This window comes from Actinomycetospora termitidis (assembly GCF_030286555.1).
Taxonomy (GTDB): Bacteria; Actinomycetota; Actinomycetes; order Mycobacteriales; family Pseudonocardiaceae; genus Actinomycetospora; species Actinomycetospora termitidis.
Genome location: NZ_JASVWF010000001.1, coordinates 1276991 through 1303495, shown reverse-complemented (window position 1 = coordinate 1303495; position 26505 = coordinate 1276991). Strand labels below are relative to the sequence as shown.

Annotated in this window: 25 protein-coding genes; 4 read left to right on the top strand and 21 right to left on the bottom strand. The window is 73.8% G+C overall.

The annotated features are described in order from the left end of the window. Nucleotides 1–46 precede the first annotated feature (46 nt). The 7 genes from QRT03_RS06445 to QRT03_RS06415 form a co-directional block, all read right to left on the bottom strand. The gene (locus QRT03_RS06445; RefSeq protein WP_286051664.1) at nucleotides 47–388 is read right to left on the bottom strand and encodes a hypothetical protein; all 342 of its coding nucleotides are present in this window, start codon (nucleotides 386–388) and stop codon (nucleotides 47–49) included. Between the two features lie 193 nt (nucleotides 389–581). After that, complete coding sequence (locus QRT03_RS06440; protein ID WP_286051663.1) at nucleotides 582–932, bottom strand: hypothetical protein; 351 nt, start codon at nucleotides 930–932, stop codon at nucleotides 582–584. A gap of 222 nt (nucleotides 933–1154) precedes the next feature. Further along, nucleotides 1155–1514 carry a hypothetical protein gene (locus QRT03_RS06435; RefSeq protein WP_286051662.1) on the bottom strand — a complete coding sequence of 120 codons (360 nt, stop codon included), beginning with the start codon at nucleotides 1512–1514 and terminating at the stop codon, nucleotides 1155–1157. 748 nt (nucleotides 1515–2262) lie between these two features. Continuing rightward, the gene (locus QRT03_RS06430) at nucleotides 2263–2661 is read right to left on the bottom strand and encodes a hypothetical protein (RefSeq protein WP_286051661.1); all 399 of its coding nucleotides are present in this window, start codon (nucleotides 2659–2661) and stop codon (nucleotides 2263–2265) included. A gap of 212 nt (nucleotides 2662–2873) precedes the next feature. Next, nucleotides 2874–3239, bottom strand: a complete 366-nt coding sequence (locus QRT03_RS06425; protein ID WP_286051660.1) for a hypothetical protein — start codon at nucleotides 3237–3239, stop codon at nucleotides 2874–2876. A gap of 304 nt (nucleotides 3240–3543) precedes the next feature. Next, a complete protein-coding gene (locus QRT03_RS06420; RefSeq protein ID WP_286051659.1) occupies nucleotides 3544–3957 on the bottom strand; it encodes a hypothetical protein in 414 nt (137 codons plus the stop codon). Nucleotides 3958–4117: 160 nt separating this feature from the next. Next, complete coding sequence (locus tag QRT03_RS06415; RefSeq protein ID WP_286051658.1) at nucleotides 4118–5038, bottom strand: haloalkane dehalogenase; 921 nt, start codon at nucleotides 5036–5038, stop codon at nucleotides 4118–4120. Between the two features lie 145 nt (nucleotides 5039–5183). On the opposite strand from QRT03_RS06415, the gene QRT03_RS06410 reads away from it, so the two are divergent. The 3 genes from QRT03_RS06410 to QRT03_RS06400 all read left to right on the top strand — a co-directional run bounded on the left by QRT03_RS06410 (nucleotide 5184) and on the right by QRT03_RS06400 (nucleotide 9230). Then, the gene (locus tag QRT03_RS06410) at nucleotides 5184–6548 is read left to right on the top strand and encodes a primosomal protein (RefSeq protein ID WP_286051657.1); all 1365 of its coding nucleotides are present in this window, start codon (nucleotides 5184–5186) and stop codon (nucleotides 6546–6548) included. A gap of 189 nt (nucleotides 6549–6737) precedes the next feature. Then, nucleotides 6738–7925: a coiled-coil domain-containing protein gene (locus tag QRT03_RS06405; RefSeq protein ID WP_286051656.1), complete on the top strand. Its 1188-nt coding sequence runs from the start codon at nucleotides 6738–6740 to the stop codon at nucleotides 7923–7925. 120 nt (nucleotides 7926–8045) lie between these two features. Then, nucleotides 8046–9230, top strand: coding sequence for a D-alanyl-D-alanine carboxypeptidase family protein (locus QRT03_RS06400; RefSeq protein ID WP_286051655.1), 1185 nt, complete (start codon nucleotides 8046–8048; stop codon nucleotides 9228–9230). A gap of 97 nt (nucleotides 9231–9327) precedes the next feature. Here the strand turns inward: QRT03_RS06400 and yhjD are convergent, their stop codons facing one another. The 6 genes from yhjD to QRT03_RS06370 all read right to left on the bottom strand — a co-directional run bounded on the left by yhjD (nucleotide 9328) and on the right by QRT03_RS06370 (nucleotide 16545). After that, nucleotides 9328–10380, bottom strand: coding sequence for an inner membrane protein YhjD (gene yhjD, locus QRT03_RS06395; protein ID WP_286051654.1), 1053 nt, complete (start codon nucleotides 10378–10380; stop codon nucleotides 9328–9330). A 62-nt stretch (nucleotides 10381–10442) separates the two neighbouring features. Further along, nucleotides 10443–11912: a flavin-containing monooxygenase gene (locus tag QRT03_RS06390; protein ID WP_286051653.1), complete on the bottom strand. Its 1470-nt coding sequence runs from the start codon at nucleotides 11910–11912 to the stop codon at nucleotides 10443–10445. Then, nucleotides 11909–12937 carry an FO synthase gene (locus QRT03_RS06385; RefSeq protein ID WP_286051652.1) on the bottom strand — a complete coding sequence of 343 codons (1029 nt, stop codon included), beginning with the start codon at nucleotides 12935–12937 and terminating at the stop codon, nucleotides 11909–11911. Before QRT03_RS06385 ends, QRT03_RS06390 begins: the two co-directional genes overlap by 4 nt. Next, nucleotides 12934–14160, bottom strand: a complete 1227-nt coding sequence (gene cofG / locus QRT03_RS06380; RefSeq protein ID WP_286051651.1) for a 7,8-didemethyl-8-hydroxy-5-deazariboflavin synthase CofG — start codon at nucleotides 14158–14160, stop codon at nucleotides 12934–12936. Before cofG ends, QRT03_RS06385 begins: the two co-directional genes overlap by 4 nt. Then, on the bottom strand, nucleotides 14153–15859 hold the full coding sequence (locus QRT03_RS06375) for an ATP-binding protein (RefSeq protein ID WP_286051650.1): 1707 nt from the start codon (nucleotides 15857–15859) through the stop codon (nucleotides 14153–14155). Before QRT03_RS06375 ends, cofG begins: the two co-directional genes overlap by 8 nt. Next, entirely contained in the window at nucleotides 15856–16545 is a 690-nt protein-coding gene (locus QRT03_RS06370) for a response regulator (RefSeq protein ID WP_286051649.1), read from the bottom strand. Before QRT03_RS06370 ends, QRT03_RS06375 begins: the two co-directional genes overlap by 4 nt. A gap of 195 nt (nucleotides 16546–16740) precedes the next feature. Between QRT03_RS06370 and QRT03_RS06365 the strand changes: the two genes are divergently transcribed. Further along, nucleotides 16741–17736, top strand: a complete 996-nt coding sequence (locus QRT03_RS06365; RefSeq protein WP_286051647.1) for an LLM class flavin-dependent oxidoreductase — start codon at nucleotides 16741–16743, stop codon at nucleotides 17734–17736. Between the two features lie 64 nt (nucleotides 17737–17800). Here the strand turns inward: QRT03_RS06365 and QRT03_RS06360 are convergent, their stop codons facing one another. The 8 genes from QRT03_RS06360 to QRT03_RS06325 are packed head-to-tail and all read right to left on the bottom strand — an operon-like array spanning nucleotide 17801 to nucleotide 26493. Further along, nucleotides 17801–18664, bottom strand: a complete 864-nt coding sequence (locus QRT03_RS06360; protein WP_286051645.1) for an ABC transporter permease — start codon at nucleotides 18662–18664, stop codon at nucleotides 17801–17803. Then, nucleotides 18661–19455: an ABC transporter permease gene (locus QRT03_RS06355; protein ID WP_286051644.1), complete on the bottom strand. Its 795-nt coding sequence runs from the start codon at nucleotides 19453–19455 to the stop codon at nucleotides 18661–18663. The genes QRT03_RS06360 and QRT03_RS06355 overlap by 4 nt, the downstream gene beginning before the upstream one ends. Continuing rightward, nucleotides 19452–20258, bottom strand: coding sequence for an ABC transporter ATP-binding protein (locus QRT03_RS06350; protein WP_286051643.1), 807 nt, complete (start codon nucleotides 20256–20258; stop codon nucleotides 19452–19454). Before QRT03_RS06350 ends, QRT03_RS06355 begins: the two co-directional genes overlap by 4 nt. 7 nt (nucleotides 20259–20265) lie before the next feature. Next, nucleotides 20266–21360 carry an ABC transporter substrate-binding protein gene (locus tag QRT03_RS06345; RefSeq protein WP_286051642.1) on the bottom strand — a complete coding sequence of 365 codons (1095 nt, stop codon included), beginning with the start codon at nucleotides 21358–21360 and terminating at the stop codon, nucleotides 20266–20268. 57 nt (nucleotides 21361–21417) lie between these two features. Beyond that, nucleotides 21418–24162, bottom strand: a complete 2745-nt coding sequence (locus tag QRT03_RS06340; protein ID WP_286051641.1) for a molybdopterin-dependent oxidoreductase — start codon at nucleotides 24160–24162, stop codon at nucleotides 21418–21420. Beyond that, complete coding sequence (locus QRT03_RS06335; protein WP_286051640.1) at nucleotides 24159–25025, bottom strand: FAD binding domain-containing protein; 867 nt, start codon at nucleotides 25023–25025, stop codon at nucleotides 24159–24161. The genes QRT03_RS06340 and QRT03_RS06335 overlap by 4 nt, the downstream gene beginning before the upstream one ends. Next, nucleotides 25025–25504, bottom strand: coding sequence for a nucleoside deaminase (locus QRT03_RS06330; protein ID WP_286051639.1), 480 nt, complete (start codon nucleotides 25502–25504; stop codon nucleotides 25025–25027). The genes QRT03_RS06335 and QRT03_RS06330 overlap by 1 nt, the downstream gene beginning before the upstream one ends. Beyond that, nucleotides 25501–26493, bottom strand: a complete 993-nt coding sequence (locus QRT03_RS06325; protein ID WP_286051638.1) for an isopenicillin N synthase family dioxygenase — start codon at nucleotides 26491–26493, stop codon at nucleotides 25501–25503. The genes QRT03_RS06330 and QRT03_RS06325 overlap by 4 nt, the downstream gene beginning before the upstream one ends. Nucleotides 26494–26505: the final 12 nt, after the last annotated feature.

The following is a 26505-nucleotide window of genomic DNA, read 5'->3' as shown; positions in this document are numbered from 1 at the left end:
TGGGGATCGGACACCGGCCCGGTGGGTGGCGCGGTGGGGACCTGCGTCAGCTCGCCGTCGTCGTGGTGCTCGTGTCGGAGCTGGTGCGGGTGCGCGTGATGTCGGTCGTGTCGCCGTTGACGATCGTGCCGGCGGTCGCGGCGTTGTTGTCGCTCAGGATCTGGTTGCCGTTGAGGATGTCGCAGGTGTTCGAGGCCGCGAGGTCCTGGTCGCCACCCGTGGTGTCGCCGAGCGACTTGCCCGAGGAGTTCTTCGAGGCGGCCTCGGCGGCGTTGGAGCAGCTCTTGCCCGCGTCGTGGTGCTCGTGCGCGGTCGCGACGCCCGCGGTCGACGCGAGGCCGGCACCCAGGATCGCGCTGGCCAGGACGGTCTTGCGGAAGACGGACATGATGGTGGAACCCCCGGGTCGTCGGTACGGACGTCCCCGCCTCCGCGGCGCTCGGGGGCACCGGGCGGACGGCGGGATCGTCCGGCCCAACGGGACCGCGCCGCCCGCCGTCACGAAGTCCGAGCGCGTTTCGCCCGAACGAGAAATGGCCGGCACCCGCGAGTGCGGGTACCGGCCATCGTCGTGCAGTGGGTCAGTTGAACGGGAAGCCCGGCCCGAAGAACGCGTCGATGGACGTGGTCCGGGTGATGGTGCGGTTGATCGTGGTCTGGTCGCCGTTGCGGATCGTCCCGCCCCCGGACGCGGTGTTGTTCCCGCTGCCGTAGACGTTGCCGTTCCCGTTGTGGCACGAGTTCGAGACGTTGATGGTCTGCGACCCGCCGGTGACGTTGCCCAGCGTGCGACCGACCGACGTCTTCGAGACGGCCTTGACCGAGTTCGAGCACGATCCCGACGGCGCCGCGCTCGCGATTCCGGCGGTCGAGGCGATTCCCACACCGACCACGGCGGCGGCGACGGCGGCACGACCGAGGATGTTCTGCATGACTGTTCCCCCACGAGTTCCGGCTCTGCCCGGAAAGCAGATCGCGTTCCGGTCTCGTGAGGGGTATCGCCGCATCACGGCGGCGTTGTACGCGATTTTTGCAAGGCCCGCCGAAAGAGTGACGGACGGACGAAGGGCCGGACCCTCACGCAGCTGGGGAGCTGAGCCCCGGGGGCACCCGGGGCAGTGCGTGGTGGTCCGGCCCGACGAGAGGAGGCTCGCTCAGCCCAGCAGGCCCGTGAGGGTCGTGACGATGCTGGAGGAGGAGGTGTCGGTCGAGGTCTCGTCCACCGTCGTGGTGTCGCCGTTGGTGATCGTGCCAGCGGTGGCGGCGTTGTTGTCGCTCAGGATCTCGTTGCCGTTGAGGATGTCGCAGGTGTTGTCCAGGGCGAAGTCCTGGTCCCCACCGGTGGTGTCGCCCAGCGTCTTGTCGGCACCGTTGCTGCTCTTGGCCGCGGCGGCGTTGGAGCAGCTCTTGCCGGCGTCGCCGTGGTGCTCGTGGGCCATCGCGACACCCGCGGTGGAGGCGAGCCCGGCGCCCAGGATGACGGTGGCGACGGCGGCCTTGCGGAACATCTGCATCTCAGGATTCCCCCGAATCGTGGAGCTCTCGGTCCGGCCGCAGCGAGACGCTGTGCGCCGGTCGGTCACAGTCCGCTCAACGCGGGGGGACGAAGCGAGGTCACGGCTCCGTCACGACCTTCGCCCGTTCGTGGAGCAACGAATCGCTGACCTGCGACGATGTTCCTCGTCTGCCCTGGTGGCCCGGCGGGGCGATCGTGGCGGCGATGACACTGCGTCACTCGTCCGGGATCTTCAGGTGAAGCGTCCGGTCCCTCACTCGCCGCTCGCGAGATCACGATGGCGCCCTGCACGCATGCGGTGGGAGTGGAACGCCATCGTCGATCCGGCCCGGCGGCTTGCTGACGGGGCGTCCTAATGAAGCGTCCGGTCACTCGCCGCTCGCGAGGTGACGATGGCGCCCTGCACGCATGCGGTGGGAGTGGAACGCCACCGTCGATCGGCCGGCGGCTCACCGGCGGGCGCTGACGTCAGTGGCATCGCGCAGCCACGAGAGCGCGCGATGCCACTGACAACGGGAGGTCCCACGGGCGAACGGGCACCCAGAGCTATTCGGCGGGCCCTGCGGCAGCCCCCAGGGCCCGCTCGAGGTGTCCCCGCGGCCCAAGATCCCGACGAGGGGGAGCGGACCGATCGGTCCCCGCCCCACCTCGCTCGGCGGAACAGGATCTTCGCCTGAGACGACGAACGGCCGGCCCGGAGCGCGTGACTCCGGACCGGCCGTCGAGGGTGTCGTGCAGGCGTCAGCCTAGAACGACTTCGCGATGTCGATGATCTTGACCTTCGAGTCGGTCTTCGAGACTTCCTTGGTGTCGCCGTTGTGCACGTTCCCGAAGAGGGACACGTTGTTGTTGCTGAGGAACTGGTTGTTGCTGAAGTTCCCGCACACGTTGCTCGGCGAGACGTTCTGCGAGCCGCCGGTGACGATGCCGCCGAGGATGTCGCCGGAGCCGTTCGAGTTGTGGGCGTCGACGGCGTTGGAGCAGCCGCCCTTCGAGCCCTCGTGGGACTTGCCGTGCGAGTCGTGCGACGAGTGGCTCTTGCCGCTGTCGGTCGGGCAGTCGCCGGCGAAGGCGGCGCCCGTGGTGGAGGCGAGGCCCGCACCGATGATGGCGGTCGTCAGGACGGTCTTGCGGAGCATCGACATGGTCACTCTTCCTGGTGAGCGAAGTGAAGTGGGTCGATCACGGGTGTCCGGGCGCCGTATGGGAGTCGGCTGCCGACGGGCATCGGATCGGGAACGTGCGACAGCCCGACCGGGGCTGAGCCCGGCCGGGCCGGAGACGTGGGGCCATCGACGCTCCGGCGCTCGGGGGGAGTCGGAGCGGGCCGGCGGCCGACGTCGCCGCGGCGGGAGCTCTAGAGGATGCTCGCGGTGATCGTCTTGACGATGCTCGTGGACTCCGCCTTGTTGATGCTCACCGACTCGGTGTCGCCGTTGGTGATGTCCCCACCGGCCAGGTTGTTGCCGTTGAGGAACGAGTTGCCCGAGAAGTTGTCGCAGACGTTGCTCGGGGACACGTTCTGGCTGCCGCCGAGGACGCCGCCGAGGGTCACCTTGCCGGTGCCGTTCGAGTTGTCGGCCTTGACGAGGTTGGAGCAGCCGGACGAGGCCTTCTCGTGGCCGCCGTCGTGGTGCTCGGACGCGAACGCGGCACCCGAGGTGGACGCGAGGCCGGCGCCGATGATGGCGGTCGTCAGGACGGTCTTACGGAAGGCAGACACTCTTTCTCCCCTGGTTCGTGGTCGAGCACGATCGCGCGGATCGCGCACCGTGCGTCGCGACACGGCTACGCATCACGACCCGGTGACTTCAACGCCTCGATCGAGTGAAGGTCACGGCCAGGTGACGATCCGGGCGACGACGATCTTCACGATCGAGTGTTGAGCAGGGGATCCGACGAATCACTTCACCCGAACGGAGCAGGAAACGACAACGGGCCGGCACCCGAGCGGGAACGTGTTCCCGGGGGTGCCGGCCCGAAGGTCGTGCGGGTCGAGCTGACTGCCTGCCCGCAGTCGGTGCGGATCAGGTCGCCGGAACGCCCGTCGTCGTCGTGGTCGACTCGTCCGAGGTCGACGTGCGGGTCAGGGTCTTGGTCAGCGTGTCGCCGTTGACGATCGACCCGCCCGGCAGGGCGATGTTGTTGTTCGACAGGATCTCGTTGCCGGTGAGGATGTGGCAGAGGTTCGAGGCCGAGAGGTCCTGGTCGCCACCGGTGGTGTCGCCCAGCGTGTCCCCGGCGCCGTTCTTCGACTCGGCGGAGACCTTGTTGCTGCAGCCGCCGTCCTTCGACGAGTCGTCCCAGTGCTTGCCGTGGCTGCCGTGGTGGCCGCCGTCGCCCGGGTCGTCCCCGGCGAAGGCCGCACCGGACATCGAGCCGAGGCCGGCCCCGATGATCGCCGTCGCCAGCACGGTCTTGCGGAACATCGACACGTTCATTCCCCCATGGAATCTGAGGTGTCCAACGGCCCGCTGGTCGCGGGTCCGCGCCATCACGACGGCCTCAACGGGGGCGACGATCGGGGGTCACGGCCCGCGCGGTTACTTCATTCGTTCGAGCGTCATCCGCGCAACGGTCTTAAGCTCTAGCCCGAAAGCACTAACGAGCGACCTCACGGACCAGTCCGACCACGATCGAGGCCAGTTCGCTGCCCGCGTCCTCCTGGAGGAAGTGCCCCGCCCCGTGCAGCACCGCGTGCTCGAGGCCCACGGCGCCCGGGACGTGCTCGCGCAGCACGGGGGCCATCGGCCCGGTTATCGGGTCGGAGTCGGAGAACGCCAGGAGGAACGGTCGCGCGTAGCGGCCGAGGGCCTCCCAGGCCGCGCGGTTGGCCTCCGTCTCGGGGTCGTCCGGCCGGGTCGGCACCAGCAGCGGCATCGCCCGCGGACCCGCCTTGTACGACTCGTCCGGGAACGGCGCGTCGTAGGCCGCCCGCGCCGCCGGATCGAGCCCGCGGGCGCACCCGGAGGCGACCAGGCGTCCGACGTCGAGCGACTCCGCCCGCTCCACCGCGCGCCGGAACCGCCACCACGGCTCCGGCATGTCGTGGTCGCCGGTGGGCAGACCGGTGTTGGCGGCGACGACGGCGCGGAACCGTTCCGGGGCCTCGGCCACGAGACGCAGGCCGATCAGCCCGCCCCAGTCCTGCCCGAGCAGCACGAGGTCGTCCAGGCCGAGGGCGTCGACGACCGCCTCCCGCACCCATGCGACGTGCCGGGCGTAGCTGTGGTCGGCCACCTCCGCCGGCTTGTCCGACCGGCCGAACCCGACCAGGTCGACGGCGACGGCGCGCACCCCGGCGCCCGCCAGCGTGTCGAGGACGGAGCGGTACAGGTAGGACCACGTCGGCTCGCCGTGCAGCACCAGCACCGTCGGGCCGGCGCCGTCGGGACCGACCCGGTAGGTCGCGACCCGGACCGGGGACCCGCCGTCGGGATCGGAGACCTCCACGTACACGGGCTCGTGGCCGAAGCCGGCGAGGCCGGCGAATCGCTCGTCCGGGGTCCGCAGCAGCCGCACTCCGCGCAGGGTGCCAGGCACCGCGGCCCAGGGCGAGCCTCGTCGCGTGACCCCGACGGGTGCATCCCCGAACGGCCTGGTCACGCGCGGGCCCCTAGGGTGGCCGCCGCACGTGATCACCCCGTAGGAGCACCGGAGGCCGACCGTGGCCCAGGACATCGTCCCGATCACCCTCGCACTGACGGGTGGGGACCTGGTCACCCTCTGGGCGCCGCGCTGGCGGGAGGACGGCGAGGAGTGGGAGGCGTTCCTCGGCGACGACGACCACGTGTTCGCCTTCGCCGACGCCGCCGACCTCGCCGCGTGGATCCGGACCAGTGACGCCGACGGGCTCGAGCACGACCTGGTCGACCATCCCGCCTGGTCCGTCGTCGGCGGGCTCACGGTCGACGAGCTGACCCCCGAGGACATCCAGCGCTACGACGTCGTCGGCGTGCCCGAGCTCGTCGCCGAGGAGCCCGACACCTGGTCGGTCGACGACCTCGCCGAGATCACCGAGATGACCCGGTCGCTGGCCGAGGTGTGCGACCTGACCGTCGTCCTCGAGATCCTCGGCTCGACGCAGTCCTTCGCCGCGCTGCAGCAGGGCGTGGCCGTGTTCGGCGGCCGCGACGGCGAGGCCCGGTGGGCCGAGCTCGCCGACGTCGTGGCCGAACGCTGGGACGAGGTCGTCGACGCCCTCGATTCCCTCGTGACCGTCCCGGAGGTGGACACCGAGCTCGCCGCGAAGCTGCGGGCGACGGCGACCCCCGCCCCGATCGACGATCCGGAGGACGCGGAGTCCGGCAGCGCGGAGGACGCCGAGAACCACCCCGCCGATCCCGAGGCGGTGGTGAGCGACCCGCAGGACTCCGCCGTCGACGGGCCGCTCGCCGACGCCCCGGGCGACGTCCGCGCCGACACCGCGGGCGAGTCGGTGCGCACCGACCTCGTCGACGAGGCCGAGGAGCCCGAGCCCGGGTTCTGGGAGGAGGTCGGCATCGACCCGATCTCGATCCTGTCGCCCGAGGGCGAGGTGATCACCCTGCGGTGCTTCCTCGACGACGAGCCGGTCTTCCTCGGCCGCGACGGCCGGATCGAGGTGTTCGCGAACGCGCGGGCCCTGCGGACCTGGCTCGCCGACGAGGGCGCCGACGGTCACGACCTCGCGGAGGTCTCCACCTGGGCCGACGTCCTGACGGCGGCCGTGGGCGGGGACCTGGAGGTCGAGATCGCCCCGGAGAACCGCTACGTCCTGCTCGGCCTCGGCGAGGACCTGCTCGAGGGCCCGCAGGCGGTCGACCCGTCGCAGCTCGAGCTCGCCGTCGAACTGGTCCTCGACGCCGCCGACTGGGCGGGCGACACCGAGACCCGGGAGGCGCTCGCGCCGTCGGAGTCGCTGGGGTGGTTGGTCTCCTTCGTCCTGCGCCCGGACCCGAACCGGCTCACCCCGAGCCCGCCGTTCACGCGTGAATCCGCCCGATGGCGTGACTTGGAGGACCGACTCCTGGGACGGCTGCGTCACCCGTGACCCGTGTGGCGCACGAGGCGTCGTCATCGGTGTCGCGGACGCTGCGCTGACGGGGGCGCGTCCGATCGGGTCATCCGCCCTGGCTAGCCTGCGTCCTCGATGACCGACGTCGAGCTCGACCCTGTGTCGTCGTCCGACCTGGCCGTGTCCCCTCGGAGAGTGGCTCCTGTGATCGACACCAACCAGACCATGTCCTTCGATCGGATGCGCAGCATGCTCGTCCGGGCCGCCGAGGTCAGGGACTCCGAGCAGCAGCAGATCTTCGACTCGCTCGACGAGATCCACGGTCGGCTCGCCGCGCTCGACGCCCTCGGTGCGATCCGCAAGCGGCTCGCCGAGGTGCCCGACCGCACCGAGATGAGCGTGCTGGCCGAGCGGCTGGACGAGACGGTCGCGAAGCTCGACGCGCAGGAGTCGGCGATCTCGTCGCTCGCCCGGCTCGTCGAGGGGATCGTCGACCGCGTCGCCGACAAGCTCGCGACGCCGTTCGCCCAGCTCGACGGCCGTCTCGACGGCGTCACGGGCCGCTTCGAGGGCGTGGCCGGCCGCATGGACGGCCTCGAGGACCGCATCGGCGGGCTGCACAAGCGCCTCGACGACCTCGACAACCGCCTCGACCGGCACGAGATGCGCCTCGACGGGATGCCCGCCGCGGTCACCGGCCCGGTCCGGGAGCGTCTGGAGGCCGTCGAGTCCACGCTGCGCGGCCAGGTCGAGGAGACCTCGCGCGCGCTCTCCGAGACCTCCCGCGCGCTCTCCGAGGAGATCGCCTCCTCCCGCCAGGCCGCGCACGGCGACGCCGAGGAGGCCCGTACCGCGGCCGGCACGACGGCGAGCGAGCTCACGACGCGGCTCGAGGAGCTCGCGGGGCGGCTGGACGGCCTCGGCAACCGTGTCGAGGGCGTCGAGAGCTCGCTGGGCGGCCGGGTCGAGACGGTCGAGTCGACCGTCGGGACCCGCATCGACGGCGTCGACGCCAAGCTCGCGGGCACCGCCGACGACCTCGGGAAGTCCCTGACCGGGCTGACCGCCCGCGTCGACGGCGTCGAGACGAACCTGCGCGACCGGGTCTCCTCGCTCGCCTCCTCGCTCGAGGCGTCGCTGGACAAGCTCGACGGCACGCTGGTCAACCGCCCCGACCACGAGGCCGTCGTCGCGCTGGTCAACCGCTCCAACGAGGAGTCCGAGCGCCGGCAGGCCGGCCAGCTCGACGAGGCGCTCTCGACGTTCGCCGAGATCATCCTCGGTTCCGGCGGGCAGCAGCAGGGCCCGGCGCCGCGTCCGGCCACCCGCCGCAGCAACCGCAAGCCGGCGCTGACCTCCGGCCGCGACATCTCGCTCAACGGCGAGCACGCCCCGGAGGACGACGAGGACTGATCCTTTCCCGACGACGGCCCGTCCCCCAGCTGCGGGGGGCGGGCCGTCGTCGTGTCCGGGGCGGCACCGGGACGGACCCGACCCGCCGTCGGGACGTCACCCGTCTAGGGTCGGAGCACGATGTCCCACCGTGTCGCGGCCTCGTTGCTGGTCGCCCTGCTCCTCCTGCTCGGCGCCGCACCGACGGCGTCGGCGGCCCCCTCCCAGACCGGGTGCCAGGTCGACCGCCCCGCGCCCCCGGTGGACGACTCGGAGGCCCCTCGCCCCGGCGCCGCCGCGCCGGCCGCCCTGCCGGTCCCGTCGACGCCGGTCGGGGGCGCGCAGATGGGGACCTGCGGCACCGTCGTGCCGCGCGGAGCTCCCGCGCCGCCGGAGGTCGGGGTGCAGTCCTACGTCGTCGCCGACCTGGACACGGGGGCGGTGCTCGCCGCCCGGGTCCCGCACGCGAGGTTGCGCCCGGCGTCGCTGCTCAAGACCTTGACCGGACTGCTGGTCGCGCGGCAGCTGCCCCTGGACCAGGTGCTCACCGGCACCCAGGACGACGCGAACCAGGAGGGCACCCGGGTCGGGATGGGGCCGGGCGGCCAGTACACGGTGCGCCAGCTCCTCGACGCGATGCTGATGGCCTCGGGCAACGACACCGCGCACGCCCTCGCGGTGCGCCTCACCGGCTCGGTGCCCGCGACGGTGGATCTGATGAACCGCACCGCGGCGGAGATCGGCGCGCACGACACCCGGGCAGCGACCCCGTCGGGACTCGACGGGCCGGGGCAGAGCTCGAGCGCCTACGACCTGGCGAGCATCTTCCGGCTCGGCATGCGCGAGGCACCGTTCGCGCAGGCGGTCGGCACGCGGCAGATCCAGTTCCCGGGATTCGCCGGGAAGCCGCCGATCGTCGTCGACAACGACAACAAGATCTTTCGCTATCCGGGCGCGCTCGGCGGCAAGACCGGGTTCACCGACGATGCCCGCCACACCTACATCGGCGCGCAGGACCGGGGCGGCCGCCGGCTCGTGGTGGTCCTGATGCACGGCGAGCAGCATCCGGTGCCGATGGTCGAGCAGGGGCTCGCGCTCCTGGACTACGGCTACGCGCTCCCCCGGGACGCCTCGGTGGGCCGGCTGACCGAGCAGGCCCCCGACGCCGGGTCGGCGGTGGAGACGACCGCGTCCCCGGTGTCCGCGTCCGACGCGCCGGACTCCCCCGCCACCGGCGACACCGGCTGGGGCGCCTGGCTCGCGATCGGCCTCGTCGTCGTGCTGGGGCTCGTCGTGCTCGGCGCCCGGCTGCGCCGTCGGTCGTAGTCGGTGCGGCCGTCCGCGCCCGCCCCCTCACGAACGAACGGCACCCTCGCAGCTTCTATGCGCGCGAGAGTGCTGTTCGTTCAGGAAGGGGGAGGGGTCAGCGCCGCCGCCGCATCCCGTTGATCCCGAGCAGGCCCCCGACGGCGCCGAGCACCGCGCCCGCGCCGAGCAGCCCCGCCGTCGTCCGGGCCCCCGGGGCGCGCCCGACGCTGACGGCGGGCCGGACGATCACCGGTGCGGGCTCCGGGACCTCCTCGCGCTCGTTCTCCTTGAGCGTCGCCGCCCAGGCGGTGACGAACAGGATGAAGCGCGAGACGAAGTTCGCGAACACCAGCAGACCGATGATCGGGCCGAACGCCGCACCGGCCGGCGAGTTGGTGACGCTCGCGATGTAGAAGGTCATGATCTGCTGGAGGATCACGAAGCCGATCGAGGCGAGGATCGCCGCCCGGCCCGCGGAGCGCAGCGTCACGGGCTCGCGCGGCAGGCGGGCGATCACCCAGAGGAAGACCAGCCAGTTGGCGGCCAGGGTGATGACGATGCCGATGAGGCTCAGCACCACCTGGACCCACGCCTGCCCGGCCAGCCCGAGGAACTCCGCGACGATCCGGCCCGCGCCGTTGGCCACGGCGGTGATCGCGAACGACAGCGCCAGCGCCACCCCGAGCCCGATCATGGCGAGCAGGTCGCCGGCGTAGCGCTTGACGACGGTCGGCGGGTCGCCGCGCTGGTCCCACTGCTCGGAGAGGGCCTCACGCAGGTTCCCCATCCAGCCGAGCCCGGAGTAGAGCGCACCGAGCAGACCGACGATGCCGACCGCGTTGCGCTGCTGGATCGCCTGCTGGATGACCTGGTTCAGCAGGTCCCCGAGCCCGGGTGGCGCCGCCTGCGTGATGCTCACCGAGATCTGGTCGAGCAGCTGCTGGTTGTTCGCCAGCACGAACGCCGCGGCCGCGAACGCGATCATCAGCAGCGGCACGAGCGCCAGGATCGAGAAGTAGGTGATCGCCGCGGCGTAGTGGTCCCCGTGCTTCTCGGTGTACCGCGCGCCGGCCCGCACCACGTGGTCGAGCCACGGGTACTTCTCGCGGATCTGTTCGAACTTCGTCTTCTCCGCCGGCTCCGCCGTGCCGTAGATCGTCGCGCTCATCCCGCCCGCCCTCGTCTCCCCGACCGCAGTCCGGGAACTGACCTACCCGGCGAGCGCCCCGGTCACGCCGACGCGGCCCCGGCGGTACCGAGATAGGGCGTCGGGTCGAACCGCGCGTTCCGCTCCCGGAACGAGCGCGCCGAGCCCGGCCACAGCAGCGTCAGGCGTCCGCTGGCCTCGTCGACGTACCAGCTCCGGCAGCCGCCGCGCAGCCACACGGTGTCCCGGGCGGCGTCGTCGACGTCGCGCACGTAGGCCCGCTCGGCGGCGGCGGACACCTCCAGCGGGCCTCCCGCGCGCCGCAGGTGCGCCAGCGCGCCCAGCACGTAGTCGATCTGCGTCTCGATCATGTAGACGGCGGAGTTGTGACCGAGGCTCGCGTTCGGCCCGTCGAGGACGAACATGTTGGGGAACCCGTGCACGGCGGTCGAGGCGTAGGCGCTCATGCCCCCGGCCCAGTGCTCGGCGAGCGTGCCCTCCCGTCCACGCACCCGCTCCGCGTAGGGCTGTCGGGTGGTGTGGAACCCGGTCGCGAGGACCAGGGCGTCCAGCTCGTGCCGTCGTCCGGACGCGGCACGCGCCGCGCCCGGTCCGACCGCGGTCAGCGCCGAGTCCTCGAGCGTGACGTCGTCGCGGTCCAGAGCCGGGTAGAGCTCGTCGGAGAGCACGATCCGCTTGCACCCGATCTCGTAGCCGGGTTCCAGGCGGGCCCGCAGGCCGGGGTCGGTGACCTGGGTGTGCAGGTGGGTCCGGGCCCGGGTGCGCAGCTCGTCGATCGCGGGCCGGACCCGGCGACGGGCCGCGATCGCGCGCTCGGCGTCGTCGAAGATGTCCTGACGGTGCGCGCGGGCGGCGGCCGGGTCGCGGGTGAACCGCGTGCGCTCGGCGCGGGTGTACGGCCGGTCCCCCCGCGGCACCACCCACGCCGGCGTGCGTTGGAAGACGACGAGCTCGCGGGCCCGCCCGGCCAGGCGCGGGATGACCTGCGCGGCGGACGCGCCCGTCCCGACGACGCCGACGCGCAGGCCCTCCGGGTCGAACGACGGGTCCCAGCGGGCGGTGTGCAGCACCGGTCCGCCGAAGTCCTCGAGGCCCGGGAGGTCCGGAATCCGGGGCTCGGTCAGGCGACCGGCGGCGAGCACGAGGACCCGGGCTCGCCAGGACCCCGCCGCCGTGTCGATCTCCCAGTCCTCCCCGGTCCACCGGGCGTCCCGCATCTCGGCCCCGAGCCGGACGTGCGGGGCCACCCCCTCGTCGACCGCCGCCGTCCGCAGGTAGTGCTGGATCTCCGCGCCCGGCGCGAAGACCCGCGACCAGTCCGGGGCCGGACGGAACGAGAACGAGTAGAGGTGCGACGGCACGTCGCAGGCGACCCCCGGGTAGCGGTTGTCCCGCCACGTCCCGCCGACGTCGCCGGCCCGTTCGAGCAGCACGAAGTCGCCGTGGCCCTGGCGGCGCAGCCGGATGGCCAGGCCGAGCCCGGCGAACCCGGCGCCGACGATCGCGACGTCGACGACACCGACGCCGTTCACCGCAGCATCACCCGCTCCGGGTCCACCTCGCCGTAGAGCGTCGTCCGCTGCCGCACCGGTCGGCCCAGCTCCTCCGCGATCGCGCGGACGTCGTCGACCGTCAGCACGCGACCGGCCTCCGGACCCGCACCCGGGTCGAGGACGCCGTCGAGCAGCAGCCCGCCCAGGTCGTCCGCCCCGCCGCGCAGCACCGCGAGCACGGTGTCCCGGTCGAGCTTCGGCCACGCGGCCTGCAGGTGGTCGATGCGCCCGTGCAGCAGGAGACGCGCGACGGCGTGCAGGGCGCGGGTCTCGCGCCCGGACGCGCCGCGGGCGGCGACGCCGGGCGGGACGTCCACCAGCGGCATGGCGATCAGTTCCGTGAAGCCCCCGGTGAGATCCTGGATCCCGGCCAGCGCCCTCAGGTGCGCGACCTGCTGGGCGGCGGTCTCGACGTGCCCGTACACGATCGTCGCGGTGGACCGGAGCCCGACGCGGTGCGCGGTGCGGATCAGCTCGACCCACCGGGCCGCCGGGATGTCCGTCCCGCCGGTCAGGGCCGCGCGGACGCCGTCGTCGAGGATGCGCGCCGCCGTCCCGGGCACCGAGCCCAGCCCGGCCGCGCGGGCCGCCGTCAGGAAGTCCTCGACCGACGTCCCCCGCCGGGCGGCCGCGGCCTCGACCTCGGCGGGCCGGAAGGCGTGGACGTGCAGCGGGTGCCGTCCGGCGACCCGCGCGACCAGGTCGACCGCCGCGTCCGGCCCGGCCTCGGGCGGCAGCGGGCCCTGCAGGCAGACCTCCGTCGCGCCCAGGGTCCAGGCCTCCTCGACGAGCGCGTCGAGGTGCTCCGGCTTCACGACGAGGGCCGGGTCGAGGTTGCGGTTCACGACGACCGTCAGGTCGTCACCGACCGTCCGACGCCGGACGGAGTCGGCGAGGTCCGCCAGCTCCTCGAGCTCGTCGCCGTCGGCGCCGAGCAGCGCCACGTACCCCTCGTCGGGCAGGCCCGCGGGGTCCTCCCGCGCAACCGCGAGCCACGAGGTCACCGCGGGGCCATCTCGACGGGTCGAGCTCCGCTGCGCTCCGTCTCCCGCAGCCCGTCGGCATCGGCCAGCTTCCCGACGGCGGGTGCCACGGCCGGGTCGATCCAGCCGGGTTCGCGCTGGTAGCGCGGGTAGACGGTGAGCCGCGGACGCAGGGCGAAGCCGGCGGCCCCGGTGACGGCGGCGAGATCGTCCAGGCCCGGCCAGGGACGCTCGGGGTTCACGTGGTCGGGGGTCACCGGCGACACGCCGCCCCAGTCGTCGATCCCGGCGCGCAGCAGCAGCGCCTGGTCGGAGGCCGCGTCCCCGGCGTCGCCCAGCTCGCCGGCGAGGTTCGGTGGCGCCTGCACCGTCACCCCGAGCGGCATCAGCAGGCGGGCCACCGCGACCGCGGCGACGAACTCGTCGAACTCCGCGTCCGGCTCGCCGCGCATCGCGGTGTCCGGCTTCGCCCGGAAGTTCTGGACGATGACCTCCTGGACGTGCCCGTACTCGTCGGCGAGCCGGGCCAGCGCGAGCAGGGACTCCGCGCGGTCGCGCAGCGACTCCCCGATCCCGACGAGGATGCCGGTGGTGAACGGCACCCGCGCCCGGCCCGCGTCCTCGATGGCCGCCAGGCGCACCGCGGGCTCCTTGTCCGGCGACCCGAAGTGCGCGCCGCCGGGCTCGACGAGCAGCGTCGACGTCGACTCGAGCATCATCCCCATCGACGGCGCGACCGGCCGCAGCGCGGCCAGCTCGTCGGGGGTCATGACGCCGGGGTTGAGGTGCGGCAGCAGGCCGGTCCCGTCGAGCACGGCCTGCGCGGCGGTGCGGACGTAGTCGATGGTCGAGGCGTACCCGCGGGCGGTCAGCCACGCGTCGGCCGCGCTCCACCGGGCCTCGGGCCGGTCGCCGAGGGTGAACAGCACCTCGGTGCAGCCCTGGTCGGCGCCGGCGCGGGCGATCCCGAGGACCTCGTCGAGCTCGAGGTAGGCCGCGGGCACCCGCCCGGGGACGGTGGCGAAGGTGCAGTAGTGGCACCGGTCGCGGCACAGGCGGGTGAGCGGGACGAAGACCTTGGGGCTGTAGGTCACCGTGCCGGGGCGGCCCTCGTGCGCGAGATGCTCCTCCCGACGGCGGCCCGCGCGCTCCAGCAACGCCTCCAGGGCGTCGCCCCGGGCGCGCAGCAGCGTGACGACCTCGTCGACCGACCCGGGACCGGCCGGCTCCCTCTGATCACCCACGACCCGAACGTACGCCCGCCCCGGCCGCCGGCGCACCGACGGCGGACGCCCCCGCGGCCGGCAGCCGGACCGTCACCGTCGTTCCCTCCCCCGGCGCGCTCGCGACGGCCACGGTGCCCGACATCGCCTCCACCAGCCCACGGACCAGCGCGAGACCGAGGCCGGAGCCGCCCCGGTCGGTGTCGAGCTGGTCGAAGGGCACGAACAACCGGTCGATCAGCGTCGGGGCGATCCCCGGTCCGCCGTCGCGGACCGCGACGACGACCTCCCCGCCGTCGTCGTGGGCGTCCACCTGCACCCAGCCGTCGGGGTGGTTGTGGCGCACCCCGTTCGTCACGAGGTTGATCAGCACCTGGCGCAGCCGCCGCCGGTCGCAGAAGACCGGACCGCACCCGCCGTCGGGGAGTCCGACCGAGATGCCCCGCTCGGCCATGAGCGGCTCGAGCAGCTCCACGACCTCGCCGACGACCTCCCCCGGCACCACGGGCGCCGGGGACAGCGGCAGGGCGCGGGCCTCCAGCCGGGCGAGGTCGAGGACGTCGTTGACGAGGTCGAGCACGTGCCGGGCGGCGGTGTCGATGTGCCCGAGGGCCGCCGCGCGGCGCTCCGGGGGCAGGTCCAGGGTGCCGAGCAGCTCCGCGAACCCGATGACCGCCTGCAGCGGGGTGCGCAGCTCGTGGGAGAGCGTCGACAGCATCTCGGACTTGGCCCGGCTCGCGTCCTCGGCGACCCGGGCGGCGAGCTCCGCCTCGCGGCGGGCGATCCGGTCGCGCTGCGCCGCCCGACGGGCGGTGACGTCGACGACGTTGAGGCTGACGTGGCGCGCCGCCCCCGCGCCGACGACCGACGCCGACAGCGAGGCGGTCAGCGTGCTCCCGTCGCGTCGGGTGAGCACGACCTCGAGCGGACCGGGCCCCGCGTCGGCGGACCCGTCCGCGAGGCCACGCAGCAGCAGCCGGGCGCCCGCGCGGTCCTCGCGGCGCACGAGGGCGGTGAGGTCGGCCGCGAGCAGGTCGGCCGGCTCGCGCCCGACCATGCGGGCGAGGGCCGGGTTCACCTTGAGGAACCGGCCGTCGAGGTCGGTCAGCGCCATACCCACCGCGTTGTCCTCGAACGCGCGGCGGAACCGCTCCTCGCTCTGGGCGAGGGCGCCGTAGAGCCGGTCGTGCTCGAGGGCGACCGCGGCGAGGTCGGTGAATCGGGCGACCAGCCGGCGTTCGCGCTCGTCCGGACGGTGCCCGGCCTCGTGGTAGACCGCGAAGGTGCCCAGCACCTCGTCGTGCGGGACCCCGCCCCGGCCGAGCCGGATCGGGCTCGACCAGCACGACCCGAGCCCGTGCGGGAGCGCCAGGTACCGGTAGCGCGCCCAGCGCTCGTCGACGGCGACGTCCTCGGCCACCACGGCGCGTCCGGTGTGGGCCGCGGTGCCGCACGACCCGGCGTCGTCCCCGATCGCCATCCCGTCGATCGCCGCGGAGTACTCGGCGGGCAGCGAGGGGGCGGCGCCGTGGTGCAGGGTGCCCGCCACCGGGTCGAGCACCAGGATCGAGCAGCGGCTGCCCGGGATCAGCTCCTCGAGCGAGGTGGTCACCGCCTCGAGCACCTCGCGGCGGGCCGCGCCGCCGGCGAGCAGCTCGAGCACGCGGTGCTGGTGGCCGAGCAGGACGTCGGTGTCGCTCGCGGAACTCACGGCGGTCACGGGTCGAGCTGGTAGCCGACGCCGCGCACCGTGCGGATGCGCGGGCGGTCGGCCGGGTCGAGGCGCAGCTTGTGTCGCAGCCGGTGGACGTGCTCGGTGACGGTCGCCTCGCCTTGCCAGCCCTCGCTGCGCCACACCTGAGCGAGCAGCTGCGCCCGGCTGAACACCTGGCGGGGGTGGCCGACGAGGAACGCCAGCAGGTCGAACTCGCGGGCCGTGAGCTCGACGGAGGCGCCGTCCAGGGTGACCTCGCGGGCCGGGACGTCGAGCTCGATCCCGCCGGTGACGACGGGTGCGGCGGGGCGGGCCCGGCGCAGCACCGAGCGCACGCGGGCGGCGAGCTCGCCCGGGGAGAACGGCTTGACCAGGTAGTCGTCCGCGCCGAGGTCGAGCCCGACGATGCGGTCGGTCTCGCCGCTGCGCCCGGACAGGACGATCACGGGCAGGCTCTCGGTGGTCGGGGTGGCGCGGACGCGGCGCAGGACGTCGAGGCCCCCGATGCCGGGCATGGAGAGGTCGAGGACCACGAGGTCCGGGCACGAGCCGTCGATCGCCGCGAGCGCGGCGGCCCCGTCGGCGGCCTGGTCGACGGCGAACCCGTCGGACTCCAGCCGCCACGACGCGACCGTGCGGGCGGCCTCGTCGTCGTCCACGACGAGCACGCGCGGGCCGGTGCTCGGGTCCACGGCGACCCCCTCTCGTGCTCGTGATCGTGCCGGGGGCGGCACGGGGCGACAAGGGCTCCGATCGCGTTGAGGAACCGTTGAGAAAGCGTTGTCCCTCGTGTGAGGCGCATCACCCAGGGTGATACTCCGAGTGGTGGCGGTCACGCGGACCTGCCCCGGACCCTCGCCGTCGAGGCGTGCAGGAGGAACATCGTCATGAAGCTCGCGCTGTACCTGCCGAACTTCCGCACCGAGGTCACGATCAAGGAGCTCGAGGACCTCACGGACCTCGCCGAGGAGCTCGACTTCGACTCGGTGTGGACGCTGGACCGCATCGTGGTCCCGGAGGCCTCGGACCGCGAGGAGCTCCAGCACACGTTCGGGATGATGGACAACCTGCCGCACGCCCTGCCGGTGCAGTCCCGCGGCCAGTGGTTCCAGGGCTACCCGCTGCTCCCGTGGCTGGCGGCCCGCACGTCGAAGGTCCGCATCGGGCAGAGCATCATCGACACCCCCTTCCGCGCGCCGGGCGTCCTCGCCGCGGAGCTGGCCACCATCGACCACCTCTCCGGCGGGCGCCTCAACGTGGGCCTCGGCGCCGGCTGGATGCCCGAGGAGTTCGCCGCCGCGAGCGCGACGGACATCTTCCCGAAGCGGCACAAGCACGTCCGCGAGACGATCGAGGTCCTCCAGGGCGTCTGGGGCAACGACCTGTTCGAGTACCACGGCGAGTTCGCCGACTTCGACCGTTGCGGGTTCGGCGCGAAGCCGCTGCAGCAGCCGCGCCCGCCGATCTTCATGAGCGGCCTCAAGGACCCGCTGCGCTCCGCCCGGCGCATCACGAAGTACGACCTGGACGGCTGGATCGGCATCCAGGACTCGCCGGAGGGCCTCGCGAAGTGGCTCACCGCGATCGACGAGCAGTTCGAGGAGATCGGCAGCCCGAAGCGGTCGAAGGACCTCGAGATCTGCAGCATGATCTGGACGGTCATCACCGAGGAGGAGACCGACCAGAGCACCGCGGGCGGGGTGGCGTCGAACCTGCTGGTGGGCACCGAGAAGCAGCTCACCGACCGGCTCAAGGCCTACAAGGAGGCGGGCCTGACGATGCCGCTCATCTGGCCGCCGTTCGTCGACGTCCCGGTCTCGAAGACGCTGGACGACCTGAAGCGGATCAAGAACGACATCATGCCGAAGGTCGAGGCGTCCTGAGCCTCGTGATCCGAACGAACGGCACTCTCGCGCGCATAGAAGCTGCGAGGGTGCCGTTCGTTCGTCAGTCGAGGCCCATCCGCGCCACGACCAGCGACTCGATGATGCCGACCAGGGCGTAGACCGCGACGCAGGCCGCGGTCACGACGGTGACGGCGGCCCACATCTCGATGTAGCGGAAGCCCGCCACGGCCGTGATCATCCGCGTGCCGCTGCCGCGGCCGGTGGCCAGCCACTCGGCCATGAGGGCACCCACCATCGCCGCCGGCACCCCGACGCGAGCGGCGGCGAAGAAGGCGGGGACGGCCGACGGCAGCATCACGCGCCGCAGCCGGGAGAGCCGGCCGCCGCCGTACACCGTCACCAGCTCCATCGCCCACGGCGAGGACGAGCGCAGCCCGAAGACCATCGTCACCAGCGCCGGGAAGAACACGACGATCGCGCCGATCACGCCGGTCGCGGTCAGGCCGCGCCCGAAGGCGAGCACGATCAGCGGCGTCATCGCGACCAGCGGCACCGAGCGCAGCAGCGTCGCGATCGGCATGAGGGCCTGCTCCAGCGGGCGGGAGAGGACGAACACCGAGGCCGCGAGCGCCGCGGCGACCAGCCCGGCGACGTATCCGATGCCCGCGTCGACGAACGTCACCCCGAGGTCGCCGAGGACCTGCGCGCGGTTCGCCGCCGAGGCGGGGAGCAGGAACAACCACTCGAGGACGTCCCACGGGTTCTTCCCGATGAGCGCCCGGACCCCGAACACCTGGAGGAAGACCGTCCAGAGCACGAGGATCACGGCCAGGGACACCGCGACCGGGGCGAGCCGGCGGGCGACCGCGGCCAGCGCCTCGCGGGCGAACCCGCCGCCGGAGCGACCCGGTGCGACGCCGGGGGCGAGCCCGCCCGACGGGCGGTCGTCGGTCGGCGCGCTCACGACACGGCCTCCCGACCGGTCGACCAGGGCGTCGCGAACCGCTCGACGAGCCCGAGCACGAGGTAGCCCGCGCCGGCGACCAGCCCGCACACCACGGCGATGCCCCAGGTGCGCGGCGCGTCGAGCTGTTGCTGCGCGAGGGTCATCGCCACGCCCAGCCCGGTGTCGAGACCACCGAGGTACTCCCCGATGATCGCGCCCAGCACCGCCGAGGGCGCGGCGATCTTCAGCGCCGCGAGCACCGCGGGTGCGGCCGACACGATCTGGACCCGGCGTATCCGGTCCAGACGCCCCCCACCGAAGACCGTCACCACGTCCATGGCCGCCCGGTCCGCGGACCGCAGACCGAGCAGGGTGCCGACGGTGGTGGTGAAGAAACAGAAGATCGCGGCGAGGGCGATCGAGGGGGTCCGCCCGCCGAAGACCACGGCGAGGATCGGGCCGACCGCCACCACCGGGAGGCAGTAGCTGATCACGGCGATGTTCAGGACCAGTGTCTCGAGCCACGGCAGGGCGACCACGAGGAGCGCCAGCAGGATCGCCAGACCATTGCCCCAGAGGAACCCGGAGAGGGCCGTCGACGCGGTGGCGGCGACGTTCGGGGCGTAGAACCCCGCGCCGTCGGAGGCCATCGCCGCGAGCATCTCCGGCGGGGTGGGCACCGCGCCGGCCGCGCCCGGGGGCGCCCCGGGCGGTGGCGGGAAGAACACCAGCGCGGCGACCCACCAGAGGGCGATCACCACGAGCCCGCCGGCCAGTCCGCCGACCCACGCCGGCCGGTGACCCGTCATCGGGCCACCTCGGCCTGGACCCGACCGAAGATGAGCTCGGAGAGCCGGTCGTGGAGGGCGTGGAACTCCGGGGAACGCATCATCTCCGGCTGCCGGGGCCGCGGGAGGTCGATCGGCACGACCTCGACGATGCGTCCGGGCCGGGGACTCATGACCGCGACCTCGTCGGAGAGGAACACCGCCTCGGCGATGCCGTGCGTGACCATGAGGGTGGTGGCACGGCGGGCGGTCCAGATGCGCTGCAGCTCGAGGTTCAACCGCTGGCGGGTCATGTCGTCGAGGGCGCCGAAGGGCTCGTCGAGCAGCAGCACGGTCGGTTCCAGGACCAGCGCGCGGGCGATCGACACCCGCTGGCGCATCCCGCCGGAGAGCTGCGCGGGCTTCGCCTTCTCGAACCCTCCGAGGCCGACCAGCTCGACGAGCTCGCGCACCAGCCCGTCGTTGGCCTCCCGCCCGGAGACCTGCAGGGGCAGCCGGATGTTCGACTCCACCGATCGCCACGGCAGCAGCGCGGCGTCCTGGAAGGCGACGCCCAGCTCGCCCGAGGTCCGCAGCTGGGCCGGGGTGCGCCCGGTGACCGACACCGAGCCCGACGTGGGGTCCTCCAGGCCGGCGAGGACCCGCAGGACGGTCGACTTCCCGCAGCCCGACGGCCCGATCAGCGACAGGAACGAGCCGTCGGTGGTGCGGAGGTCGACCTCCTCGAGGGCGCGGGTGACCTTGCGCCCGCGCCCGAACTCCTTGGTGAGCCCGGCGATGTCGATCCCGGTCGGGGTCTGCGGCACGGTGGCCTCGGCACTCACGGCGGCGCTACGGCAGGGCCACGCGCAGGGACGGGTCCTCGGCGTAGACCTCGGTGAGCAGCGAGAGGTCGAACAGCTGCTCGCGCGCGATCGTCGAGCCGGCGAGCGAGAGGGCCCGCAGGTTCTCCTCCACCAGGACGTCGGTCATCGTGAACAGTCCGTTGGCCCGGGTGTCGTCCGTGACGACGAGCGCGTTCTGGTCGGTCGCCTCCTTCACCTGACCGGGGATGTCGAGTCCGAGGTCGCGGCCGTAGGTCTCGACGGTCAGCCGGGCCACGCCCGGGATGTCGCGGACGGCGTCGTTCCACCCGCGCACCTCGGCGCGCAGGAACGCCTTGAGTTTCGCCCGCTCGTTGTCGATCGTCTCCTGCAGCACGGTCACGGTCTCGGCGACCAGCGGGAGTCCGTGGTCCGCGAACAGGAACGTGGTGTTGGGGAAGCCGCGGCGGGTCAGCGAGTTGGGCTCGTTGGTGATGTAGGCGAGATAGCCGTCGATCTCCCCGGTCGTCAGCGGGGCGGCGTCGAACTGGACGGGGACCCGGGTGATCTGCGCGGGGTCGATCCCGTTGGCCCGCAGCAGCCCGTTCCACACCTGGTCGTTCGAGTCCTGCACCCCGATGCGCTTCCCGATCATCGCGCGCGGCTCCGGGATCGGGTTCCCCGCGCCGGAGACGATGCAGAAGGGGTTCTTCTGGTACGTGGCGCCGACGATCTTCAGCGGGGCGCCCTGGAGGACCGCCGGAGCCGTCAGCGCCGGCGCGGACAGACCGGCCCAGCAGTTGCCGGAGACGAGGTTCGCCTCGACCCCGGTCGAGGCGGACCCCCCGGCGAGCAGGTCGATCCCCTCGAACCCGGCCTCGCGGTAGTAGCCCCGCGAGTCGGCCATGTACTCCCCGGCGAACTCGGTGTTCTTGATCCACGAGAGCTGGATCGCCTCCCGGCCGTAGGCGTTCGAGCCCGGCGCCGCCGGCGCCGAGCCCGCGTCCGAGCCGCCGCCGCACGCGGCGAGCAGGGTGGCGCCCCCGACGGCTCCTGCGGCCAGACCGGACCAGCGCAGGAAGGAACGGCGTCCGATGACGGACGCGGCCGGGGTGCTCGGCACGGGGCCTCCTCGACGAAGGGGATCGCCCGCCCGGAACCGGACGGCGCGGCACGGAACCTAGGAAGCCTCCGTGACGCCCGTGTTTCGGCCGCCGTGCACGGACGTGACATCGTCGCCCGCCTCCCGGCACAGGGCCCAGACCCGGTCGCGGGTCATCGGGAGCCGGCGCGGCCGGACCCCGGTCGCGTCCCGGATCGCGTTCGCGATCGCGGGGGCCACGGGGTTGTAGGGCGACTCGCTCATCGACTTCGCCCCGAACGGGCCGAGGGCGTCGACGGTGTCGGCGAAGAGCACCTCGGTGCGGGGCACGTCGGCGAACTGGGGCAGGTGGTAGTCCCGCAGGACGCGGGTGGTCACCCGGCCCGCGTCGTCGAGCCGGATCTCCTCGTACAGCGCCGTGCCGATCCCCTGCGCGACCCCGCCCTCGACCTGCCCCCGGCACTGCTGCGGGTTCACGACGACGCCGGCGTCGGCCGCGTGCACCGAGCGCAGGATCCGGACCTCCCCGGTCGCGGTGTCCACGGCGACGCGCACCGCGTGCACGTTGAAGGCCACCGATCGCGGTGACCCGCCGTGCGCGCCCTCGCCGCGCGCCCCGGACAGCTCCCCCAACGCGACCGTCCGACCGTCCGCGGTGCTCACCCCGTCCGGGCCCAGCACGCACTCCGCCGCGCCGACCCCGAGCCGCGCCGCCGCCTTGCCACGCAGTTCGGCGGCGAGCGCCTCGGCCGCACGGGCGACGGCCGTCCCGGCGACCACGGTGCCGGTGGAGCCGAAGGCGCCGGTGTCCACGGCGACGGCGTCGGTGTCGCCGCCGTGCAGGTCCACCTGGTCGGTGCGGGCGCCGAGCGCGGTCGCGGCGATCTGGGCGTGCACCGTCGCCGTGCCGTTGCCGAACTCCGCCGTCCCCACACGGACCCGGTAGCGCCCGCCGTCGAGGACGACGCCCGCCTCCGCGCGGTGCCCGCGCGGCGGGATCGTCGCGATCATGGTCGATGCCATCCCCTCCCCGACCCGCCACGTCGGCCCGTCCGGGGCGGGATCGCCACCGCGGGCGAGGGCCTCGCGGGCGAGGTCGAGGCACTGCGGCAGCCCGTCGGAGCCGAAGGCGAGGTCGTCGGGGTGCTCGGCCGGGTCGGCGCTCGCGACGAAGTCGTCCCCGGGCCGCACGACGATACGTCGACGCAGCTCGAAGGGATCGAGGCCGAGCTCGCGGGCGAGGTCGTCGAGCGCGCCCTCGATCGCGAACTGCACCTGGCCCAGGCCGTAGCCGCGGAACGCCCCGGAGGGCGGGGTGGTGGTGTAGACCGCCTCCGCGTCGACCCGCTTGTTCGCGCACCGGTAGAGCGCCATCGACTCGTGGCAGCCGTGGAACATCACGCCGGGCGAGTGGTTGCCGTACGCGCCCGCGTCGGAGAGCACGTCGATGCCGAGGGCGGTCAGCGAGCCGTCCGGCCGCGCCGCGGCGGTCACCGTCACGCGCATCGGGTGCCGGGTGGGCGTGGCGGTGAGCGACTCGGTGCGCGTGAGCTCCCACTGCACCGGGCGGCCGGTGACGAGGGCGGCGAGGGCCGTGAGGTCCTCGGTGAGCAGCTCCTGCTTCGACCCGAAGCCGCCGCCGACCCGCGCGGTGTGCACCCGGACCGACCCGGGCGGCCGGTCGAGCAGCCGTGCGAGCTCGTCCCGGACCAGGAACGGCACCTGCGACGAGGTCCGGACGACGAGCCTGCCGTCCTCCTCGACCCACGCGCGGCTGCCGTGGGTCTCCAGCGACGCGGGCGACACCCGCCCGGTGCGCCACGTGCCCGTCACCACCGCACCTCCGGAGCGCCGCGCCTCCTCGACCCCGGCCGCGACGTCCCCGACGCCCTGGTGCAGCGCCGCGACGACGTTGCGCGCGGGGTCGGCGATGCGGCTCGCGAGCTTCTCCCCGTGGATCGGCGGCCCCGCGCGTGCCGTCTCCACGTCGAGCACCGGCGGCCGCGGCTCGTAGGTGACCACGACGGCCCGCGCCCCGGCCTCCGCGGCCGCGAGGTCGTCGCCGACCACGGCGGCCACCCGCTGCCCGTGGAACCGCACGACGTCGTCGAGGACCCGCGTATCGTCGGGATCGTCCAGCCGGCTCTCGTGGCGGGCGGTGGAGTGGAGCGTGGCCGGCGTGTTCTCGTGCGTGAGCACCGCGAGCACGCCGGGCACCGCGAGCGCGGCGGCGGTGTCGATCGCGGTGATCCGGGCGTGGGCGTGCGGGCTGCGCACGACGACGAGGTGGGCCGTGCCCGACGGCGGGTCCCCGTCGAGGGTGTACGGCTCGGCGCCCCGGACGACGCGGTCCGTGGCGGGCGCGGGCACGGACGCACCGACGCCGCCCTCCTCGACCGCCCGTGTCCCGTCCAGCGCGTCGGCGATCGCGCGGTAGCCGGTGCAGCGGCAGAGGTTGCCCTGCAGGGTGCGGGCGCGCTGCCCGGGCTCCGCGAGCCGGTCGGCGAACGCGGCGGCCGTCGTGACCATCCCGGGCGTGCAGAACCCGCACTGGAAGCCCGCCGCCGCCGCGAAGCGGGGCCGGGGATCGTCGGGACCCTCGTCGAGCCCGGCCGCCGTCGTCACGGTCGCCCCTGCCGCGCGGATCGCGGGGTACAGGCAGGAGTGCACGGGGGTGCCGTCGACCAGCACCGTGCAGGCCCCGCAGTCGCCGGCGTCGCAGCCCTTCTTCACCGCGTGGTGGCCGTGCTCGCGCAGGAACGTGCGCAGGCACTGGCCGGGGCGGGGCTCGGCGTCCAGCGCGGCGCCGTCGACGGTCGTCACCGGGCCACCTCCCCCAGCGCCGCGCGGATCTCCTCCGCGAGCAGCAGCGTCATCGCCCGCCGCCAGTCCGGCGAGCCGTGCGGATCGTCGTACCAGCCACCCCCGACACCGTCCTCGCCGTCACCGAGGGCCGCGACGTCGGCGGCGAGGGTCGTGGCGTCGGGCAGGCCGGCGTAGCGCAGGACCGCCGGGCGCGGCAGGGACGCGGTGACGGCCAGCGTGAACCCGGACCCGTCGGCGGGATCGTCGAGGCGGCCCGCCAGCAGCGCCGCGCTGCGCCCGAGCGGGGACAGGGACGCCTTGCGCAGCGCGGTGCGCCCCCGCAGGGCCCGGGCCGGGAGGTGGATCGAGCGCAGCACCTCGCCCGGGACGAGCGACGTCCGCTGCGGCCCGACGACGAGGTCGACGACGGGGGCCGTCCACCTGCCGTCGTCGGGGCCCCAGACCGTCGCGACGCCGTCGAGCGCGGCCGCGAGCGTGATCATCGGGCCGGCCGGCAGGCCGAGGCAGACGTTCCCGCCGACCGTCGCGACGTGCTGGACCTTGCGGGAACCGACCAGCGCCTCGCAGCACCCGGCGAACAGCGCGACCGCAGGCCAGGCCGGGTGGGCCGCCGGGTCGACGTCGGCGAGGGTCGCGAGCGTCGTCGTCGCGGCGATCGTCAGGCCCTCGTCGTCCGCGCGCAGCGGCTCCCAGCCGAGGGCGGTCAGGTCGACGATCCCGGCGAGGTGCGGCTGCGGCACCGAGAACAGCCAGGTGCCCCCGCCGAGCAGGGCGCGGTCGGGTCCGAGGGTCGGCTGGAGCGCGCGCAGGGCGAGATCGTCGGGGGGTCGTGCGAACGTGCCGACCGTGAGCAGATCCACTAGTAGTGCACCCGGTCGGTCTTCGCGAGCCACGCGTCGAACGGCGCCCGCGGGTCGAGCTCCACCGTCGCACCCAGCGCCTCCACGCGCGTCGGCCAGGTGCCGGGGTCCCGGGCGAAGAGCTCGTAGAACTCCCGGTCGTCGAAGCCCCCGCGGGCGGCGTCGTGCCGGTCCGCGGCGTACACGACGCGGTCCAGCCGTGCCCACAGGGCGGCCGAGACGCACAACGGGCAGGGCTCGCAGCTGGTGTAGAGGGTCGCCCCGGGCAGCGCGAAGTCGCCGCGCTCGCGGCACGCGGCGCGGATCGCGGTCACCTCGGCGTGCGCGGTGGGGTCCATGTCGCGGGTGACACGGTTCTGGCCCCGCGCGATGACGCGACCGTCGGCCACGATCACCGCCCCGAACGGTCCTCCGCCGTCGGCGACGTTCCGCTCCGCGAGCGCGACCGCCTCGCGGAGCCACGTCTCGTCGGCGCTCATCGGACGGCCCGGACGCGCGACTCCTCGCGGCCCGCGTCGAGGTTGAGCTTCCCGTCCCGGCTGCCGGCGAGCTTCGCCGCGAGGTGGTCGCGGACGGTGGTCGCCGCGTAGGGCACGGCACCGGGGAGGGGGAGGGTCTCGACGACGGCGTCCGGGTCGCCGTCGTGGAAGAAGGCCGCCGAGCGGCGCCGTCGCACGCGGCCGTCCTCGACCGGTGGCCGGACCCGGTGCAGCGTCGAGCGCCAGTGGTCCCCGGTGACGCGCGCGGTGAGGTCGCCGAGGTTCACCAGCAGGGCCCCGTCGTCGGGGACCACGTCGTGCCACTCGCCGCCGTCGAGGACCTGCAGGCCCGCGACGGCGTCCGCCCAGAGCACGGTGACGATGCCGTAGTCGGTGTGCTCCCCCATGCCCGTGAGGTCGGCGTCCACGGGCAGGTCCTGCTCCTCGAGGGCGTAGTGGTTCATGCGCAGCACCTCGACCGGGTCGGTCGCGAGCCGCCGGAACACGTCGCGGTCCCCCAGGGCGTCGCCCATCGCGGTGGTGAGCGCCCGGGCGACCCGGCGCGCCTCCCCGACCCAGGTCTCGACGCCCTCGCGGAAGCCGGGCAGGTCGGGCCAGACGTTGCCGTCGCCGCCCGACGACGGCCCGTCGGCGGCGGTCCCGACGTTGAACGCCTCGAAGAAGTCGTTCATCCGCGTGCCCTGCTCGACGCCGAGGCTGCGGCTCAGCGACTCGCTGCGTGGCGGGCTGTAGCCGCGGTTGGTGCCGTCGGTGACGACCAGCGCCCGCTTGTCGTCGTCGGGCAGCGCGAAGAACGCGTCCACCGCCTCGGTCAGCGCGGTGACCGCCCGGTTCCGGATGCCGTGCCCGACCACCTGCATGAAGCCGAGCGCGCGGCAGGCGGCGTCGAGGGCGACCGCGGTGCGGGGCCGGCCGCCCGGGTCGCCGTCGAGGTACGGGGACAGGTCGACCGTGGGGACGACGAACATGCTCCGCCTCCG

Bases quoted from the DNA above. Each gene is read 5' to 3' on its own strand.
- QRT03_RS06445 (WP_286051664.1), bottom strand. From the start codon at position 388: ATGTCCGTCTTCCGCAAGACCGTCCTGGCCAGCGCGATCCTGGGTGCC.
- QRT03_RS06440 (WP_286051663.1), bottom strand. From the start codon at position 932: ATGCAGAACATCCTCGGTCGTGCCGCCGTCGCCGCCGCCGTGGTCGGT.
- QRT03_RS06435 (WP_286051662.1), bottom strand. From the start codon at position 1,514: ATGCAGATGTTCCGCAAGGCCGCCGTCGCCACCGTCATCCTGGGCGCC.
- QRT03_RS06430 (WP_286051661.1), bottom strand. From the start codon at position 2,661: ATGTCGATGCTCCGCAAGACCGTCCTGACGACCGCCATCATCGGTGCG.
- QRT03_RS06420 (WP_286051659.1), bottom strand. From the start codon at position 3,957: ATGAACGTGTCGATGTTCCGCAAGACCGTGCTGGCGACGGCGATCATC.
- QRT03_RS06405 (WP_286051656.1), top strand. From the start codon at position 6,738: ATGTCCTTCGATCGGATGCGCAGCATGCTCGTCCGGGCCGCCGAGGTC.
- QRT03_RS06400 (WP_286051655.1), top strand. From the start codon at position 8,046: ATGTCCCACCGTGTCGCGGCCTCGTTGCTGGTCGCCCTGCTCCTCCTG.
- yhjD (WP_286051654.1), bottom strand. From the start codon at position 10,380: ATGAGCGCGACGATCTACGGCACGGCGGAGCCGGCGGAGAAGACGAAG.
- QRT03_RS06365 (WP_286051647.1), top strand. From the start codon at position 16,741: ATGAAGCTCGCGCTGTACCTGCCGAACTTCCGCACCGAGGTCACGATC.
- QRT03_RS06355 (WP_286051644.1), bottom strand. From the start codon at position 19,455: ATGACGGGTCACCGGCCGGCGTGGGTCGGCGGACTGGCCGGCGGGCTC.
- QRT03_RS06330 (WP_286051639.1), bottom strand. From the start codon at position 25,504: ATGAGCGCCGACGAGACGTGGCTCCGCGAGGCGGTCGCGCTCGCGGAG.
- QRT03_RS06325 (WP_286051638.1), bottom strand. From the start codon at position 26,493: ATGTTCGTCGTCCCCACGGTCGACCTGTCCCCGTACCTCGACGGCGAC.